The sequence below is a fragment of the Alteromonas sp. G5_S2_22_S1 genome (genome assembly GCF_054968525.1).
In genome coordinates, this window is sequence record NZ_JBQKUJ010000013.1 from 95,939 (window position 1) to 111,886 (window position 15,948).

14 protein-coding genes are annotated in these 15,948 nt (G+C 45.0%); 7 read left to right on the top strand and 7 right to left on the bottom strand.

Annotated elements, in window-relative coordinates; all coding sequences use genetic code 11:
- The first annotated feature begins 113 nt into the window (after nt 1-113).
- Complete coding sequence (locus ACTRWF_RS14245; RefSeq protein ID WP_012519912.1) at nt 114-2,840, top strand: ATP-binding protein; 2,727 nt, start codon at nt 114-116, stop codon at nt 2,838-2,840.
- Between the two features lie 24 nt (nt 2,841-2,864).
- Here ACTRWF_RS14245 and ACTRWF_RS14250 read toward each other — a convergent pair whose 3' ends face one another.
- Both ACTRWF_RS14250 and ACTRWF_RS14255 read right to left on the bottom strand, forming a co-directional pair.
- A complete protein-coding gene (locus ACTRWF_RS14250) occupies nt 2,865-3,890 on the bottom strand; it encodes a substrate-binding periplasmic protein (protein WP_012519913.1) in 1,026 nt (341 codons plus the stop codon).
- Nucleotides 3,891-4,049: 159 nt separating this feature from the next.
- A complete protein-coding gene (locus ACTRWF_RS14255) occupies nt 4,050-5,456 on the bottom strand; it encodes a M28 family metallopeptidase (protein WP_020744406.1) in 1,407 nt (468 codons plus the stop codon).
- Nucleotides 5,457-5,638: 182 nt separating this feature from the next.
- On the opposite strand from ACTRWF_RS14255, the gene ACTRWF_RS14260 reads away from it, so the two are divergent.
- Together ACTRWF_RS14260 and ACTRWF_RS14265 are read left to right on the top strand one after the other, a co-directional pair.
- Nucleotides 5,639-5,860 carry an AbrB/MazE/SpoVT family DNA-binding domain-containing protein gene (locus ACTRWF_RS14260; protein ID WP_015068250.1) on the top strand — a complete coding sequence of 74 codons (222 nt, stop codon included), beginning with the start codon at nt 5,639-5,641 and terminating at the stop codon, nt 5,858-5,860.
- A complete protein-coding gene (locus ACTRWF_RS14265; RefSeq protein ID WP_012519916.1) occupies nt 5,857-6,297 on the top strand; it encodes a PIN domain-containing protein in 441 nt (146 codons plus the stop codon). Before ACTRWF_RS14260 ends, ACTRWF_RS14265 begins: the two co-directional genes overlap by 4 nt.
- A 62-nt stretch (nt 6,298-6,359) precedes the next feature.
- Here the strand turns inward: ACTRWF_RS14265 and fre are convergent, their stop codons facing one another.
- Together fre and ubiD are read right to left on the bottom strand one after the other, a co-directional pair.
- Nucleotides 6,360-7,055, bottom strand: a complete 696-nt coding sequence (fre, locus tag ACTRWF_RS14270) for an NAD(P)H-flavin reductase (protein ID WP_020744405.1) — start codon at nt 7,053-7,055, stop codon at nt 6,360-6,362.
- A gap of 99 nt (nt 7,056-7,154) precedes the next feature.
- The gene (gene ubiD, locus ACTRWF_RS14275; RefSeq protein ID WP_012519918.1) at nt 7,155-8,621 is read right to left on the bottom strand and encodes a 4-hydroxy-3-polyprenylbenzoate decarboxylase; all 1,467 of its coding nucleotides are present in this window, start codon (nt 8,619-8,621) and stop codon (nt 7,155-7,157) included.
- Nucleotides 8,622-8,811: 190 nt separating this feature from the next.
- Between ubiD and ACTRWF_RS14280 the strand changes: the two genes are divergently transcribed.
- Entirely contained in the window at nt 8,812-9,063 is a 252-nt protein-coding gene (locus ACTRWF_RS14280; protein WP_012519919.1) for a TIGR02647 family protein, read from the top strand.
- 176 nt (nt 9,064-9,239) lie between these two features.
- Nucleotides 9,240-9,884: a tetratricopeptide repeat protein gene (locus ACTRWF_RS14285; RefSeq protein WP_015068246.1), complete on the top strand. Its 645-nt coding sequence runs from the start codon at nt 9,240-9,242 to the stop codon at nt 9,882-9,884.
- A gap of 113 nt (nt 9,885-9,997) precedes the next feature.
- On the opposite strand, the gene ACTRWF_RS14290 is transcribed toward ACTRWF_RS14285, so the two are convergent.
- Nucleotides 9,998-10,567, bottom strand: coding sequence for a cytochrome b/b6 domain-containing protein (locus tag ACTRWF_RS14290; RefSeq protein ID WP_020744403.1), 570 nt, complete (start codon nt 10,565-10,567; stop codon nt 9,998-10,000).
- 98 nt (nt 10,568-10,665) lie between these two features.
- Complete coding sequence (locus ACTRWF_RS14295; protein ID WP_012519922.1) at nt 10,666-10,947, bottom strand: PepSY domain-containing protein; 282 nt, start codon at nt 10,945-10,947, stop codon at nt 10,666-10,668.
- A 361-nt stretch (nt 10,948-11,308) separates the two neighbouring features.
- On the opposite strand from ACTRWF_RS14295, the gene ACTRWF_RS14300 reads away from it, so the two are divergent.
- Entirely contained in the window at nt 11,309-13,672 is a 2,364-nt protein-coding gene (locus ACTRWF_RS14300) for a TonB-dependent receptor domain-containing protein (RefSeq protein ID WP_462835750.1), read from the top strand.
- Nucleotides 13,673-13,904: 232 nt separating this feature from the next.
- Nucleotides 13,905-14,144, top strand: a complete 240-nt coding sequence (locus ACTRWF_RS14305; protein WP_462835751.1) for a ribbon-helix-helix protein, CopG family — start codon at nt 13,905-13,907, stop codon at nt 14,142-14,144.
- 49 nt (nt 14,145-14,193) lie between these two features.
- Here the strand turns inward: ACTRWF_RS14305 and ACTRWF_RS14310 are convergent, their stop codons facing one another.
- Nucleotides 14,194-15,888, bottom strand: a complete 1,695-nt coding sequence (locus tag ACTRWF_RS14310) for an alkaline phosphatase D family protein (protein WP_462835752.1) — start codon at nt 15,886-15,888, stop codon at nt 14,194-14,196.
- Nucleotides 15,889-15,948 lie beyond the last annotated feature (60 nt).

Below are 15,948 nucleotides of genomic sequence, written 5' to 3' on the forward strand. Positions count from 1 at the left end.
ATTAGGCGAGTTTCTTCGATATTGAATGATTTTTTCTTGGTAAGTTGTTATCGTGACAACGTTCAACACTCCAACCATGAAAGCACGCTTTCTTTATTTCTCGGCGTAAGGTAATGCATCAAAATCACATTTCTCAGTCTTCACTTCAAAACTGCGAAGACGAAGCTATTCATCTTATCGAAAGCGTTCAAAGTTTCGGTTACGTAATCGCGATAAATCCCGATACCAAAAAAGTACAAGTATTCAGTGAGAACATAAAAGATTTATTCAAAGTAGAGATTGTTGCAGGTGAAACGCTTGTTACCGAACTCATTGATATTCCTTCTCCGGATGCGCCCACGTTTAAAACTATTCACAATGCGTTAAAAGGCGAAAGTGTTCGCCATGCTTATCAGTGGAAGTTTGCAAAAAATGCATTGTGGCTTGATAACTGGGAAAAAGAGGGCAGCGGTGTAGCCTTCGACTCTAACGGGCTATTAGTGATAGAGCTAGAGCCAACACCACAGCTAAGTTATGAGGCCGCGCAGCAGTGGGTGCCGATGGATGTTGACATTCGCGCGCTACTACCTAACGTCGACGATAAAGAGTCGATTGGCGATGTTGCAGATGCAATAGCGAAGGTATTTAAACAGTATATCGGCTTCGACTCGGTGATGGTTTATCAATTTGATGATGCATATTGCGGGGAGGTCATAGGTGAAGCCTGTGAGTCAATTTCTCGTTCATTTAAGGGGTTAAAGTTTCCTGCCTCTGACATTCCTAAACAAGCGCGCGAACTCTATCTGAAAAACCGGGTGCGATGTGTATTTGATGTCGAGGAGCAGCCTACACCATTGCAACCCTCAATACTCGAAGCCGAGCGCCCGCCATTAGATTTGTCTATGTCCATGGTGAGGTCTGTCTCTCCTGTTCATATCGAATACTTAAAAAATATGGGCATACGCTCTTCATTTTCTGTGTCGTTAGTATTTGAGGGTAAACTATGGGGCTTGCTAGCATGTCACAACAGTGAGCCTAAGTACATCGATCAAAAGAAACGCTTAGTGTGTGAGTCCCTTGGACACCTTTATGCTTGGCAAATGCACACCAAAGCACTTCACACTAGAAAAGAGCAGTTCCAGATGCGCCAGCGAAAGCTGAACAATATCGTGCATCAACTTACATCTTACTCTAATCCGCTTGAGGCTATTTCTCAAAAAGAAACCGCTTTACTCGACGTGGCTGATGCCTGTGGTATGGCGGTAATTACGCCAACGGGTAATTACTATGTGGGTAAAACCCCGTCAGAGAAAACCCTTACGCAGCTACTCAATAAATACTCAATTATCGACTCTGAGCAGTCGTTAGCAGTAAATCGTTTAGCCAATGAAGTGTCGGATGGTTGTGCTTTAAATGGTATACGGGGTATGTATATCTCCTGCGTGTCGGCTAAGCTTGGGTACTTCACAGTGTGGTTCCGTGAACAGCGCGATAAAACAATTCGTTGGGCCGGTAAAGAAGCGGCGAAAAAAGACGTTGGAAAGTCGCTTACACCACGCAACTCTTTTGACATGTATTTGCAGAGTGTGGCTGATGAGTCAGTCGAATGGAGCGAAGATGACAAGCTAATTATAGAAGGGTTTGATCATCTATTTATTCCTTATGCGCTAAGCTTGAAAGCGTCATTGGACAAACAGATAAGTAAGCTAGAAGAGCTAGATAAAGCCAAAGATCAGTTTCTGGCGAGTATATCTCACGAGCTGCGCTCCCCGCTTAATTCTATTGTAGGTTGGACAGACTTAGCGCTAATGGATGTATCAAACGTCGATAGAATGACTGATGCATTAGGGGTGATTAAGCGTGCTGCTTCTACACAAGCTGCGCTTATCAATGACATTCTCGACTTATCACGCATTATTTCAGGCACGATGAAACTGAGCACCCATTCTTTGAATATCGCTTCTTCTATCTCAGAGGTTGCGAAATCGTTTGAAGCGGGGTTTGCCAGTAAGAATATTCAGCTATCTATTAGCTGTGAAGATGAGCATACTCAGATTTTAGGCGACAACTTACGTATTAAGCAGGTTATTAACAACCTATTGAGCAACGCGCTTAAATTTACTTCCAAAGGCGGTACGGTACACGTACGTGGTAGGAGGGAGCATTCCAATTATACTTTGCGTGTAAAAGATAATGGGAAAGGAATGACTCAGGAGCAGGTAGCCCATGTTTTTGAGCGCTTTTACCAAGGCAAAGACTCGCATAACAAGCACGGCTTGGGGCTAGGTTTATCAATTGTCAAAAGCTTGGTGGAGATGCACGGCGGCGAAATTCAAGTCCACAGTGATGGACCCAATACAGGCACCAGTTTCAACATTACGCTACCTATCGCTCCGTTAAGCTTGCACGATGATATCGTTGAAACCAAAAATACTGAAATTAGCGATTTGACTGAGTCACTGCGTTTAAATGGCCTTCGAATTTTGGTTGCCGAAGACGAACAGGACGCGCGCGACTTCATAAAACTATTTTTAGAATCTAATGGCGCTCGAGTAAACGTGGTGAAAAACGGGCTGCTGGCGTGGAAAGAGCTGAACGACATACCTGAAGCCTTCGACTTATTGCTTTCTGATATCGGTATGCCTGAATTGGACGGCTTGGGGTTGGTATTGAAAATGCGCGCTAGCCAAAATCCTGAAATTGCCAAGCTAAATGCTGTAGCGCTAACCGCCTATGCATATACATCAGACAGAGTTAAAGCGCTCAAAGCAGGCTTTAGCAACTATGTTTCTAAGCCAGTGGACGGGGAAGAGCTACTGACTATTTTAGAAATGTATATGCCCGAAACTTCCAATTTGTGACAAAGAAACATTCGCGAACAACCACTACCAGCGTTGCAATAACCGCTGGTAGGTGGTTTTGTCTAACTGCGACTCTTGCTTAACTGGGCTTTTCTGTATGTTAAGTGCAGCCTTAGCTTCATCAAATGAGTCAAAAACTTCACCATCAATGTAGAACACGCTGTCATCTGACGTAGGTTTACCGTCTAACGAATAGGCGGTGCTTAGTAAATCTGATGCCGCAGTAATACTACTGTGACCAATAAAGTCGGCCGCGCCGTCATTGTTTACGTCTTTTGTTAACCACGCGATGGCAAGAGGCTTGTTAAACTTACCGCTATCTTGCATTGCTAAAACGGTTTCATTAAATTGCTTCATCAAACGTTCTGCGTTTGCCACGTTTTTATTTATTGCTAACTGAAACCCCGTTTTAGCTAAAGACTTGGCCGAGTAATGTAAGGTTTCCTCGTTATCGTTTGCTAGTAAAATATTAAGCTCACGGGCAAGTAACTGCGTTGTAATAAGAAACGGTGCCCGGTCGTCCGCTAGTTGGCGGAAGGCGTCGAAGGTACTGGGGTTACGCGACCACTTTATGTTTTTAAGTAACCTAAATGAAGGCGTATTAGCAAAGCGATTTTCAATAGCTACCCGGTTATCTTTCAAGTGGGGGAATAACCTGACTTCTTCAACGTCGGGGCTCTTGCTGACAGCGTACAGGTAAATAGGCAGATAAATGTCAGAAAGTACCAAGTGGCTGGTGGTTTCCCCTAAATCTACAAAAGCGAATTCACCATCGACTTTGCCGGTAAGTACCGAACTGCCTAAAAATGCGCTGCGCATAACCCGTAGTTCAACATCAAGGTTAGCCTTTTGAAATATCGCTGCTAAGAGTGCATTAATTCTGGCGGGCTCTCCATCATCGCTGATATAGGTTTCAAAAGATGACGCGGCGAGCGTAAGGGGTGCTGCGTGAAGTGTAAAGGTGTGAGAAAAATAAAGCGCACAGCTAAGCCCTAGTGTACCTAAGGTTCGAGTAAAACGAGTAAACGGGAACGCGCTGAATTTACCCAAAAAAATCTCCCTACTGCCATTATGCATTTACTACACTGTAATGCAGTTAAGCACTTTATTCCAATAAAGAGATAAAGCTTTAAATTAACAAAACTTAAGCAGCATCAATATTTTGCATATTGAAGTGCTTAAGTTTCAGAACCCGAGCGTTAAGTGTGTTTATTCACCAAAACTTCCGGCTGGGCCCGGATACACTACCACGCTTTCAACGCCATCTTTGTTGACGCTGGCAACACCAAAGAAGTAGTTGTCTATAACAACATTCTCAAGCGTCGCTTCGGTTACGTTACCCACATATTTACTGTATTCCCACTGAGGTGCATCAGTATGACGCCAGTATATTTTATACCCTTTTAACTGCGGGTTTTGTTCGGTATCTAACGCATCCCATTTAAGGGTAGTAGAAGGCTGCACAGCGCCAGCAATTTCCACATTAGCGGGTGGGTTTGGAGCCCATGCCATGGCCGCAAGCGATACCGCATTAAGTCCTGTGAGTTTGGCTGCATAATCGAAGTTTACGCCGTCAAGGGTGTCGCCGTAGGCTATACCGTCTTCTACGCGCAGGTCCTGATGCTGACGGGTATAGTTTTCGTTGGTTTCCATAATACGAATACCCGGATAACCCAAATCGTTAAACGGGCGATGGTGGCCGCCACGGCCAAATCGGTCTAAGCGATAAATCACCATGGTATCTAAGTTCTCAATATACTTATCGGCAATTTTATCAATGTAGCGGGCAAGGTTACGGCTAGGCGAGTCAACTTCGCCGCCCGTGAAGCGACGCATGCGCGCTTCTTTTTCTGTTTCAGTTACGCGAGTACCTTCAGCAAAAATACGGGCAGTGGTGTTATTAATTACACCGTTTACCCCTTCGATATTGCCAATCATGTCGTTATTTAGCACGGCTTTAATTCGCCAGCCGTCTTCTTTGGCTTGCTTCGCCATGATGCGCCCGCCAAATAAACCTTGTTCTTCACCGGCTAGCGCAGCATAAACAATGCTGCCGTTAAACTTGTGTTTCGATAAAACGCGCGCGGCTTCAAGGGTACCCGCAACACCAGAAGCGTTGTCATTTGCACCCGGTGAATCAGACGTGAAATCCATCACATCAGACACCCGCGAGTCGATATCGCCAGACATGATTACATAGCGATCTGCGTCGGTCGTACCGCGCTGAATAGCAATGACGCTTACCACTTCAACAGGGTCGGGAATACGCTTTTCACCGCTGATTACCTCTGACTGATAATACACCTCTAAGCAACCCCCGCACGCGGCGGAAATTTTATCAAATTCAGATTTTATCCAGCGCCGTGCCGCGCCTATGCCACGGGTGTCAGATTCGGTTTCAGAAAGGGTGTGACGAGTGCCAAAGTTGACCAGCGTAGTAATGTCTTTTTCGATGTTTTCGGCAGAAACGTTTTTGGCTATATCGTAAAGTGCTTGCTGCTGTTCGGTTTGGGCGTGAACTGTGAAAGAAACAGCGCTACTTAACAATACGGTAGATGCCAGAAGACTTGTGGCTTTAGTTCTTAGTCTAGACTGTGGGGATAGGTTTTTTATCATTATTCTCTCCAGTGTTTATCTTTTCACCATAACCAATACGCGACAAAGCTACAATTGGAGTAAACGACGTAAACCAACCAACTATCGCAAGCTCTAAAATTATACATTCTTTACTTTTTGGTAAAAAGTAAAGAATGGTGTATGCTTAGCAAACAGTGAATAGACATTGAGGCTGGAGAACTATGGCTAAAGTAAGCATGAAGAGGCAAATAACCCTGCCGGCAGAACTATGCAGCATTGCTAACATTAATGCGGGCGACGATGTTGAGAGTTTTGTTGATAGACAAGGCGTTATTTCAATCGTTAAGAAACAAGCTGGAGCGGCAAGAGGGCTTTTGAAAAACATAACTGTGAATAGGAGTTATAGTGACCAAGCATCTCTTCAGAGCGCAATTGAAAAATGATAGCGATAGACACAAATGTCTTGCTGCGTTACTTGCTACAAGATGACGAGAAGCAAGCCATACAAGCAAGCCAATTAATTTTGGGCTCTGAAAAAGTCTTGATTACAGATGTAGTACTAATTGAAACCGTATGGACCTTAAAAGGAAGGCGTTATAACCTTAATAAAGATAAAGTTATACAGGTTATCCATGCGTTATTTGCTGAGCCAAATCTTGTGTTTGAGGATAGTCTGGCAGTGTGGGCTGCATTAAAAGACTTTACTAATGCGAAACCGATCAAGGCGGGTGGGAAAACGAAACAAGCAGACTTCCCTGATGCGCTTGTTATCAATAAAGCAAAGCGTCACGCGCAGCGAAATAAGCTCAACCTTACTAGTGTATTTACCTTTGACAAAGCGGCTCAGGAAATTGAAGGAATGATTGAACCTCATTGCTGATAATAAAACGCCACCGACATTTCGATGGCGCTAGGTATTAACAAGCCCCGTCTATAATTGGCTTATATAAACGCAAACGCGTCGCCAAACAAGTTCTCTACTTTCAAGCCGCGCTGAGTAAAGTCATCGCGCACGACCTTCGCCATTTCAAAACGACCGGCAACGTAAACCTGAATATTGGCAAAGTCAGCGTGGTCAGCCATCACCGCGTGATGCACCCAACCGGTTCTGCCTTTCCATTCGTCGCAGGCAAACTCAACAACTGGCACAAACGTGAAGTGCTCGTTAGCATCAGCTAGTGCAGTTAGCTTATCGGCTAAATACAAGTCCGATGCGTGCTTTCCACCCCAATAAAGAGTAACTGGCGTTTTGTCGCCGCTATTAAGGTGCTCTTGCAGAATCGAGTAGGTATACGAGAAACCCGTACCGCCAGCAATAAGCACCATAGGCAGGCCGTTGCTTTGCAAAAAGGCATTGCCATTACCCACATTTACCGTGATTTCACCATCAGCGCGCATACGCTCTAGCACTTCGCCTGCATAGCTATTACCTGGCTCTGCGCCAATATGTAATTCAATGCGGCCATTATCAAACGCGGCATTGGCAATAGAAAATGGACGCATATCTTTTTCGCCCATTACGACCATAGCGTACTGACCCGCTTTAAACTCAACAGGACTCTCTGGCGTTAATTCAACTTTTTGTACCACTTCGGTTAAAGGCGTGATGCTTGCAACCTTACACTTAATTTCTGACATGTATTCTCTTCTAACCTTCTTGCTTAGCGTGTCGCCTTTACACGCGCTTTAAGAAAAGCGCATGTTTTAATACAAAATAAATAGCGTTTAAAATAGTCGCTACATAATACCAAGACTGTCCCAAATATCATCAACGCGTTTTTTAACGCCTTCGTCCATTACAATAGGCACACCCCATTCGCGGTCGGTCTCGCCCGGCATCTTATTGGTAGCGTCCATCCCCATTTTAGAGCCTAGCCCTGAAACCGGTGAGGCAAAGTCCAAATAATCGATAGGTGTATTTTCTATCATTACCGTATCGCGGGCTGGGTCCATGCGGGTAGTAATTGCCCAAATAACGTCGTTCCAGTCGCGCGCATTAACGTCGTCATCGCACACTATCACAAATTTGGTGTACATAAACTGACGCAAGAACGACCATACCCCCATCATCACCCGTTTCGCATGACCAGGATACTGTTTCTTCATGGTTACTACCGCCATGCGATAGGAACAGCCTTCAGGTGGTAAGTAGAAATCCACTATCTCAGGAAATTGCTTTTGCAAAATAGGCACAAACACTTCGTTTAGCGCCACCCCTAAAATAGCCGGCTCGTCTGGCGGACGACCGGTATAAGTTGAATGATAAATAGGGTCTTTACGGTGAGTAATATGGGTAACGGTAAACACAGGGAAGTCGTCGACTTCATTGTAATACCCAGTGTGATCGCCGTAAGGGCCTTCCGGTGCGGTTTCATCTTGCGCGATATAACCTTCAAGCACAATCTCTGCGCTGGCAGGTACCTGCAAATCGTTACTGATAGACTTAACCACTTCGGTTTTATCACCGCGAAGTAAGCCTGCAAAAGCATATTCTGAAAGCGTATCCGGTACAGGAGTAACCGCACCTAAAATGGTGGCTGGATCTGCACCGAGCGCCACAGACACAGGGTAGGGTTCGCCCGGATGGGTTTGACACCACTCGCGAAAATCAAGGGCGCCGCCGCGGTGTGATAGCCAGCGCATAATAAGTTTGTTTTTGCCAATCACCTGCTGACGGTAAATACCCAAATTCTGGCGTTTTTTGTGTGGCCCTTTCGTAACGCTTAACCCCCAGGTTACCAAAGGCGCGGCATCACCGGGCCAGCAGCGCTGCACAGGAATTTTTGACAAGTCTACATCGTCACCGGTAAGTACCACTTCCTGACACGGCGCTTTTTTTAGCACTTTAGCAGGCATATTCAGTACCTGCTTAAATACCGGCAGCTTTTCCCAGAGATCTTTAAGCCCTTTCGGCGGCTCAGGCTCTTTTAAGTAAGCCAGCAGCTTGCCAACTTCACGAAGGGCTTCTACCGATTCTTGCCCCATACCCATGGCGACACGCTCAGGCGTACCAAACAAGTTTGCCAGTACAGGCATATCGTGGTTTTTAGGGTTTTCAAACAACAGCGCAGGGCCACCAGCACGCAGCGTACGGTCGGCAATTTCCGTCATTTCAAGGTCGGTATCAATGGGCTGGCTAATGCGTACCAATTCACCTTTAGCTTCGAGCTGGCGAATAAAGTCGCGTAAATCTTTGTACTTCATCTGTTTGGCGTATCCACACACTTTATTTATGGCAAGAATATACTATTTAGCGTAAAAGTCCGATCAGTAAGCGACACGAATACAAGATTAAACGTTTTATAGACAAATTAATCTTTACAGAGGTGCTATTTAGGTGTGAGATAGCAAAGTGTTATAAAAATTAACAAACCCTTTCGCCTAAGGTGGTTACATGAGTTCATTCGATCAGGACATGCTAGACGAGCTAAATTTGTTACTGAAGTTTCCTACAGACAGTTTACTTCAGGGCCTAAAGATTCATCACGATGCTAGCCAAAGCATGGTAAACGCCGCGTCTCGACTTTATGCCAAGGGGCTTATAACTCAGCCCGATGGCGGCTATCTCACCGACTTGGGTATCGATCTTGCCGATCACGCTCGCCATATCCAATCGGCATTGTGCCCCAGGAAAAGTAGTCATTAATTAACACGTAACCTGCTGTTATATGGATATATAGGCGCCACGGAAAGTGCAGGGGTAAAAAACGTTGTAGCTGATAGCACACAATTTTCGTAAAGAAAGGCATGTCTTAGTTAAGATAATCTATACTAAGCCGATAAGTTAACTAAGACAGTGCAATCAATATTTACTCCTTAGCTATGAAACGTATTCTATCTACCGCTTTATTTATCTGTGTTTCGGTAACGGGGTTCTCTGCTCACGCTCTTGAGGGGGAAACCGTAGAAGAGCTGCGTGCAGTTCAGCTATACAGCCAAGACGCGTTAATTGACATGATTAACGCTAATACGCATCTAGACAAGGTGGTGGCTGACAGGTGCCAGCTAGTACAAGATATTGAAGCGCGAGCAGACGTACTTAAAATTCCGGCGTACCAATTTTTATGGGGCGACATGTTGGCTTGGGGTGTGTGTGTTGATGCGGCGCCGTCGCGAGGCATTGGTTATATGGAAGATGCTGCGAACCAAGGTTTGCCCGCCGCCCTTGAACAACTGGGGCGTTATTACGCAAAAGGCACGTTGGTACAACAAGATAAGTCTCGCGCCGTGGTGTATTTACGCGAAGCCGCTGCACTTAAAAACCTAAAAGCGCAAATTCGATTGGTTGAGTTGTTTTTAGAAGGTTACGGTAGCCCCTACGATTATGAAGATGCGTATCACTGGCTTTATAACTCGGTCACAAACGATAAAAAACAGCATCAACAAATTTCATCTTATCTAGCGCGTTTAGAAAAGCTAATGCACCCGAAGGCGGTGCGTCAAGCTAAGCGCCCAATGGATAGTTAGAGCTGTCACGCACCGTCCACTTGTTGTTATTGAGCCTAAAAGGTTATGCATAGCTATTGTGAACCCACGGAAAATACTGAGCAAAAACGTTCCGCAGGGTGAAGGGGTAGACACTATCGTTTTCGCCACCCGGTAAGCATAGGGCGAATAAGCTGAACATTCCCTAAGTACTGTACTAAAAACACTGCCGCAATATGCACTAAAACGCAGGCGTAAAGCACATCGGCCATAATGCTGTGTATCCATTCCAACGTGCTGTTGCCAAACATGGCGTCTATCTCTTCCATCATAAAGCCGGTAATGCCTAAACCTAAGAATAGAGTGAATACGGCAAATATCATTAGCCAACCGAAAGGGTTATGACCGTGCCTGGTGGGGATTTTCTTTTGCTGTAAATGGTGAAAGTGCTCGATAAAAGCCTTTTTACTCAAAGATACGCTGGCAAAACTAGCGTAAGGGATTTCTCCACTCTTATTCTGCGCCTTTTGTTGTTGAAGCGTGCCCCAAGCAAGTCGTAGTAGAATAAACGACACCCCAGCGTACCCTGCTATTTCATGATAAAGCCGGCCCGGCTCTACAATAAAGTAGTTGGTAATAAAAGCAGCAACAATACCCCAGTGACAAACGCGCACAACCCAATCCCAAACATAAATATCTGAAGGCGTGTCTTTTGTTGTATTCATAATATGGCTTACTCTGTTTAAAACAAAAAACGCTGCAGTATCCCTGCAACGTTTTTATCAAGCATTAAAGCAAACGATGTGTTTGTCGTTTACTAAACTTAGTGTTTTTCTTCTTTGACAATGCTGCCATCAACTGGGTTGAAGTAAATTTCTACTTTGTTTTCTTCTTTATCAAAACCATAGATTTCGTAGCAGTTGCCGTCTGTTACTTTAAACTCGTTAATTTTGTAGCCTTGCGCTAGCAGTTGCGCCTGAAACGCATCTTGATTTTGCCATTCAGCTTCAGGTGCAGTAGTACATTGCGTAGTGCCGTGCTCTGCACTACAAGCACTTAATAGGGTCGCAGCGCCAATAGCTGTAGCCATCATTAATTTTTTCATTGCAGTCTCCATTTCGCTTTTAGTTAAAAGTTATTTCTGTCCTACGTGGAATGAGTGTACTTAGTTTGCTTTTTGATTCAAAGGGGCGTTTTTTGTGATAACTTTCGTTGAGCATTAATTCCACAAAATTTATATAACCCGTTACTGCGTAACAACTGAATTTTGGTATAGAGCGAGGCAAGAAGTCGCTGTCACAAAATTGCCTCCAACTTGTCATGTATGGTTCATCGAACCGTCTCAAAAGCGCTCTACATTCTTTGGCTTTGATATATCTAAACAATAAGCAATGTCGCCAATCTGTCGGTGAAATGCTTATAAAAATACATAAAGCACCCAATAAGCACACGAAAGGAATGATTTGATGCGCCCTCTGTACCCACTATCTGTTTACCCACGCACTTTGCTAGCGACAACCATTGCTTTAGCACTATCGAGCGCGGCAATGGCACAAGAAGTCGCCCCCGATACAGCAAACGAGAATGACTACATAGAAGAAATTACCGTTACCGCGCAAATGCGTGAGCAGTCTGTTATGGATGTTCCAGTAACTATGGATGTCATTGGGAGCGAGTTCTTAGAGCGCACCAATATCATGGAACTTGATGAGCTTTCTCGTATATTGCCAAACGTTCAAATTCAGGAGCAAGCGGTAAGCTTACCGTCGTTCAACATTCGCGGTGTAACCGACGATGTGTCATCGGTATCGGCGACGCCTCGCATCTCGGTATATCAAGATGGCTTTGATATCAGCAAGAAAACCGTAGCCAGTGTCGCGCTTTACGATATTGCTCGCGTTGAAGTGTTAAAAGGCCCTCAGCCGACGCTTTTCGGTGTGGCGGCAGCAAACGGTGCGGTAAGCATTCACTCTAACCTTCCGACCTTTGAACAGGAAGGCAAAGTGCAGGTTGGCTATAACTCAGAGCAAGGGCAAGAACTTGAATTCATGTATAACCAGCCTATTAACGATAACCACAGTTTTCGTATAGCAGGTCTTTATCGCGAAATGGACGGCATTGTAGAAAACAATGCCTGTAGCGCAGACTCTTACTATGGCAATGCAAACATGTATAACCATTTAGGTGAAGAAGTGCCGTGCAACAGCGAAGATCTTCAGGGTGTTTCAGTACAAGCACTACGTGCAACATGGCGAGCGAATTACGACCAGCTTGAAATCATTGCGCGCGCAGCCATGGAGTATAACGACCAGCCGGGTATTGCGTTCAAATCTGGCTCTATTGCGCCTAACGGCGGAGACACCAGCCCTTTTACTGATGCCGAATTTAGCTTAGGCAGTGAACTAGGTATTGAACGAACGCTTCAAGCTTATGACTTAACCGTAAACTACGATTTCAACCAAATGCTCAGTCTGCATGCCGATGCCTACTATAAAGATGTAGAGGTAAGCGAGGGATTTGACGCCGACGGTTCTGCTTTGCGTATTCAAGATGCCTACTTTGATAACGACGCTACGCTTCAAGGCGCATCAATGCGTTTGGTGTATGACTCGGGTGATAAATTGGCCGCGTTTGTAGGTGCGTCTATTACTCAAGACGATTCTATTTTGCCCTATTATGTAATGGTCGACCCATTTGTACGTGGTATCTTCGATGCGGTAAAAGCACAGCTTGAGGCCACCTCAAACATTCCGCTAAATCAGAATATCGCTACTGATGCATCGTTAGAAGAAATAGAAGCACTGCGTGCGATGTTAGTGTCGCAACTGTTTAATGAAGATGGCTCTCCTATTTCTAATCCTGCACTGCCGCCTATTCTGATACAAGGGCCGTTTATATTTGAAGCTGAACTTGATATAGCGTCTTATGTTGCTGAGGTGTCGTATTATGTTACCGACGACATCAACATTACTGCTGGCGTGCGCTATATCGACGAAACACGTTATACCCGCAATACTTATACTACTGCAGACGGTGCATTTACGTTCGATGCAGAGCGCGATTTTGACGATACCCTGCCACGCTTTGCGGTAAGTTACGATGTGAACAATAACTGGAACTTGTATGCGAACTACGCCAAGGGCCGCCGTTCACCAGTGGTTGATGCTAATGCGGGTGGCGTTAATGTTACTAAACCTGAAATAGTAGACAGCTACGATTTGGGTGTGAAGTATCAAAGCGCCAACTTCCTGTTCTCGGGCGCTATTTTTACTTATGAGTACAGCGATTATCAGCAAAGCTTTACCGATGCAGAAACCTTGCAGTCGATTACTGTAACAGTGGGCGACTCGACCATGTCGGGCATCGAGGGTATGGCTACCTACAATTACAGCGACACGCTAACTTTAACCGCAAGCCTTGGTTTCTTAGACGCAGAATTTGCTAACGACACTGCCGATGGTTCGCCATTTGAATACGGCGGTAACAAGTTCCGTTTAGCACCTGAGGTAAGCGGTGCAATTAACATCAACAAAGTATTCAACATGAATAACTTCGACATTGATGTTAACTGGCTTACCAGTTTCCAGTCAGAAGTGTTTTTTGAAAGCAGCAATTACCCTGGTCTTTCTCAAGATACTTACTCACTGACTGATGTATCGGTGAAGCTGCTTCAAGACAACAGCAAGTTTGCCTATGAGTTTTACGTGAACAACCTGTTTGATAAAGAATTCTTGATTGATGCTGGTAATACGGGCGGTGGCTTGGGGATTCCGACCTTTGTTCGCGGCATGCCACGCATTGCTGGTGTGCGTGTTTATTACGCGTTCTAGAAGTAAAGAATAAGAGAGTACCTATTCCCGTCAATATGCCCCTATTTTGATGGGAATAGGACGTAATTTAAATTATATGGATTACAAGAAGGAGTATCAGAGACTCTGTTTTTAGTTGGTGCAATTTAACTATAATGTCTTTCACTCTGTCTTTGTTGATGAAAAGCGAAAGAAGACATTTAATGCTAGTGCAGTTACAATAAAGATTCTTTAAGAACCTCGGAGAATCTGCATGCCTTTAAAAGCTACTTCTGTAAGATTAGATGATGAAACACTTGCACGTGTAGGCGAAATGGCTAAGGCGATGGATAGACCTAGGGCGTGGCTGATGGCCGAAGCTATCAAGCAGTTTGTTGCTCGCGAAGAGTGGTTTATCCAAGAGGTGGAAAAAGGAGTGAAAGCCGCTGATGAGGGACGCTTGACCGACCATAATGATCTCAAAGCTAAATGGGAGGCTAAGCGTGCAGTATAAATAACGTGCATAGACTCAAGCCTATACACGCTTATAAAATTGTAGAAAGCTATGCCTTAATCTCATAGCTATGCGTATTAACTACTTTTCCTGCCTTGGTCAAAATCGCATCCACATAGTGCCAGGTCGCTTTAGCTTCATCCTCGCTAACGGTCAATGTCATAAAGCCGCGCTGGTGAAGATTACAATACTGTAAATCATCAATAAGAAGGGGAAGGTCATCAGCAAGTGTTTCTGCCATTTCATCATCCATACTTAAATAATGTTCCATGCCGGGTGACGTCACCCCAGGGGTGGCAAGTTCAACACCCACTTCCGTTCCGTCTTTGAGGGTTAACTTATTGTGCCATGCATTATGAGTATCGCCTGCTAGAGCTATAACGGGTTTGCCGATGGATTTTAGCTGCATTAGCACCTGTTCCCGTTCAACGGGGTAGCCGTCCCATGCGTCTAAATTGTAGGGCATTACCGTATTGATAAGTGCAAGCTCTTGCTCACTGAGTGCTGCACCTTGCTTTTGTTTGCGTTTGATATTCGCAAGCCTATGTACATGAGCAGGTATTTCTTTACGCTCAACGCCGTTAAAAATAGACACAGGGAATAGCATGCGGCCTATTAATAGCTGCTGGCCTAACACCTGCCATTTTGCCTGACTTTGCTGCATAGATGAATGCAGCCAGTTGCGCTGGGTTTCACCTAAAAGACCGCGATTAGGATTACTGATATCTTTCATAAAGCCTGCTTGGTCAAAAGCTTTAGTTTCAGCGTCGCGATAGTTGGCGTATTCAAGCTGCTTATCCCGGGCTAAAACGCGGGTATCAAGCATGTATAAGTCAAGAAGCTTACCAAAGGTAAACTGGCGATAAATTTCTAAACGCTCTGTGCCAAATGGCGGCCGTATAGGCAGCCACTCATAATAGGCTTGCACTGCCGCAGCGCGACGTTCATAAAAACCACCTTCGTCTGCTTGGTGATTTTCCGCACCGTCTTTGTAAGTGTCGTTAGTAATTTCGTGATCATCCCAAACCACAATAAAAGGCTTGTTTTGATGCAGCGCAAGCAACCCTTCGTCGGTGCGATACAACGCGTAGCGGTTTCGGTAGTCGGTTAGCGTATAAAGCTCGGTATCGTTATCTGGCGCATAGGTTCGGCCAATCTCTTTGGCATGTTCGGTGGCGTAACCCTTTCCATCGTACTCATATATGTAGTCGCCTAAATGCAGCACATAATCCATGTTGTCATCTTTGGCGGCTTCCATATAAGGCGTGAAAAAGCCGGCAGGGTAGTTCGAGCAAGAAAATATGCCGAATGTGACCTTAGATACGTCTGCTTCCGGCAATGTACGAGTTTCGCCAACAGGGCTCACATTATTCGCACTTTTGAAGCGATAAAAGTATTTGCTTGCAGGCTGAAGACCTGACACATCTACTTTTACGGTAAAGTCATGTGTCGCTTTAGCCTCAACGACTCCGCTACTTACCACGTCGGTAAATGCTGCATCGCTTGCCATTTCCCACAAAATATCGGCTTTAACTAAAGCCGAGCTTGATGTAGGAACCGCGCGAGTCCAAATGATCACTGCATCTTTTAACGGGTCGCCACTGGCCACGCCATGGGTAAATTCCGATTTAGTTTGAGGCTGACTGTTTGCTGACGTGCTAACTGTACACCCCGCTAGCCCAGTAGATACTGCCACGCTCGCACCCGCGAATGACGACAGCCTAATAAACGTTCTTCTATCCATATGCCTGCTCTTTATAAAGTTGGTAGGGTAAATAGTGTATTAATTGTTTTGTTGAACGCT

Bases quoted from the DNA above. Each gene is read 5' to 3' on its own strand.
- ubiD (WP_012519918.1), bottom strand. From the start codon at position 8,621: ATGAAGTACAAAGATTTACGCGACTTTATTCGCCAGCTCGAAGCTAAA.
- ACTRWF_RS14290 (WP_020744403.1), bottom strand. From the start codon at position 10,567: ATGAATACAACAAAAGACACGCCTTCAGATATTTATGTTTGGGATTGG.
- ACTRWF_RS14280 (WP_012519919.1), top strand. From the start codon at position 8,812: ATGAGTTCATTCGATCAGGACATGCTAGACGAGCTAAATTTGTTACTG.
- ACTRWF_RS14265 (WP_012519916.1), top strand. From the start codon at position 5,857: ATGATAGCGATAGACACAAATGTCTTGCTGCGTTACTTGCTACAAGAT.
- ACTRWF_RS14245 (WP_012519912.1), top strand. From the start codon at position 114: ATGCATCAAAATCACATTTCTCAGTCTTCACTTCAAAACTGCGAAGAC.
- fre (WP_020744405.1), bottom strand. From the start codon at position 7,055: ATGTCAGAAATTAAGTGTAAGGTTGCAAGCATCACGCCTTTAACCGAA.
- ACTRWF_RS14255 (WP_020744406.1), bottom strand. From the start codon at position 5,456: ATGATAAAAAACCTATCCCCACAGTCTAGACTAAGAACTAAAGCCACA.
- ACTRWF_RS14310 (WP_462835752.1), bottom strand. From the start codon at position 15,888: ATGGATAGAAGAACGTTTATTAGGCTGTCGTCATTCGCGGGTGCGAGC.
- ACTRWF_RS14300 (WP_462835750.1), top strand. From the start codon at position 11,309: ATGCGCCCTCTGTACCCACTATCTGTTTACCCACGCACTTTGCTAGCG.
- ACTRWF_RS14285 (WP_015068246.1), top strand. From the start codon at position 9,240: ATGAAACGTATTCTATCTACCGCTTTATTTATCTGTGTTTCGGTAACG.
- ACTRWF_RS14260 (WP_015068250.1), top strand. From the start codon at position 5,639: ATGGCTAAAGTAAGCATGAAGAGGCAAATAACCCTGCCGGCAGAACTA.
- ACTRWF_RS14305 (WP_462835751.1), top strand. From the start codon at position 13,905: ATGCCTTTAAAAGCTACTTCTGTAAGATTAGATGATGAAACACTTGCA.
- ACTRWF_RS14295 (WP_012519922.1), bottom strand. From the start codon at position 10,947: ATGAAAAAATTAATGATGGCTACAGCTATTGGCGCTGCGACCCTATTA.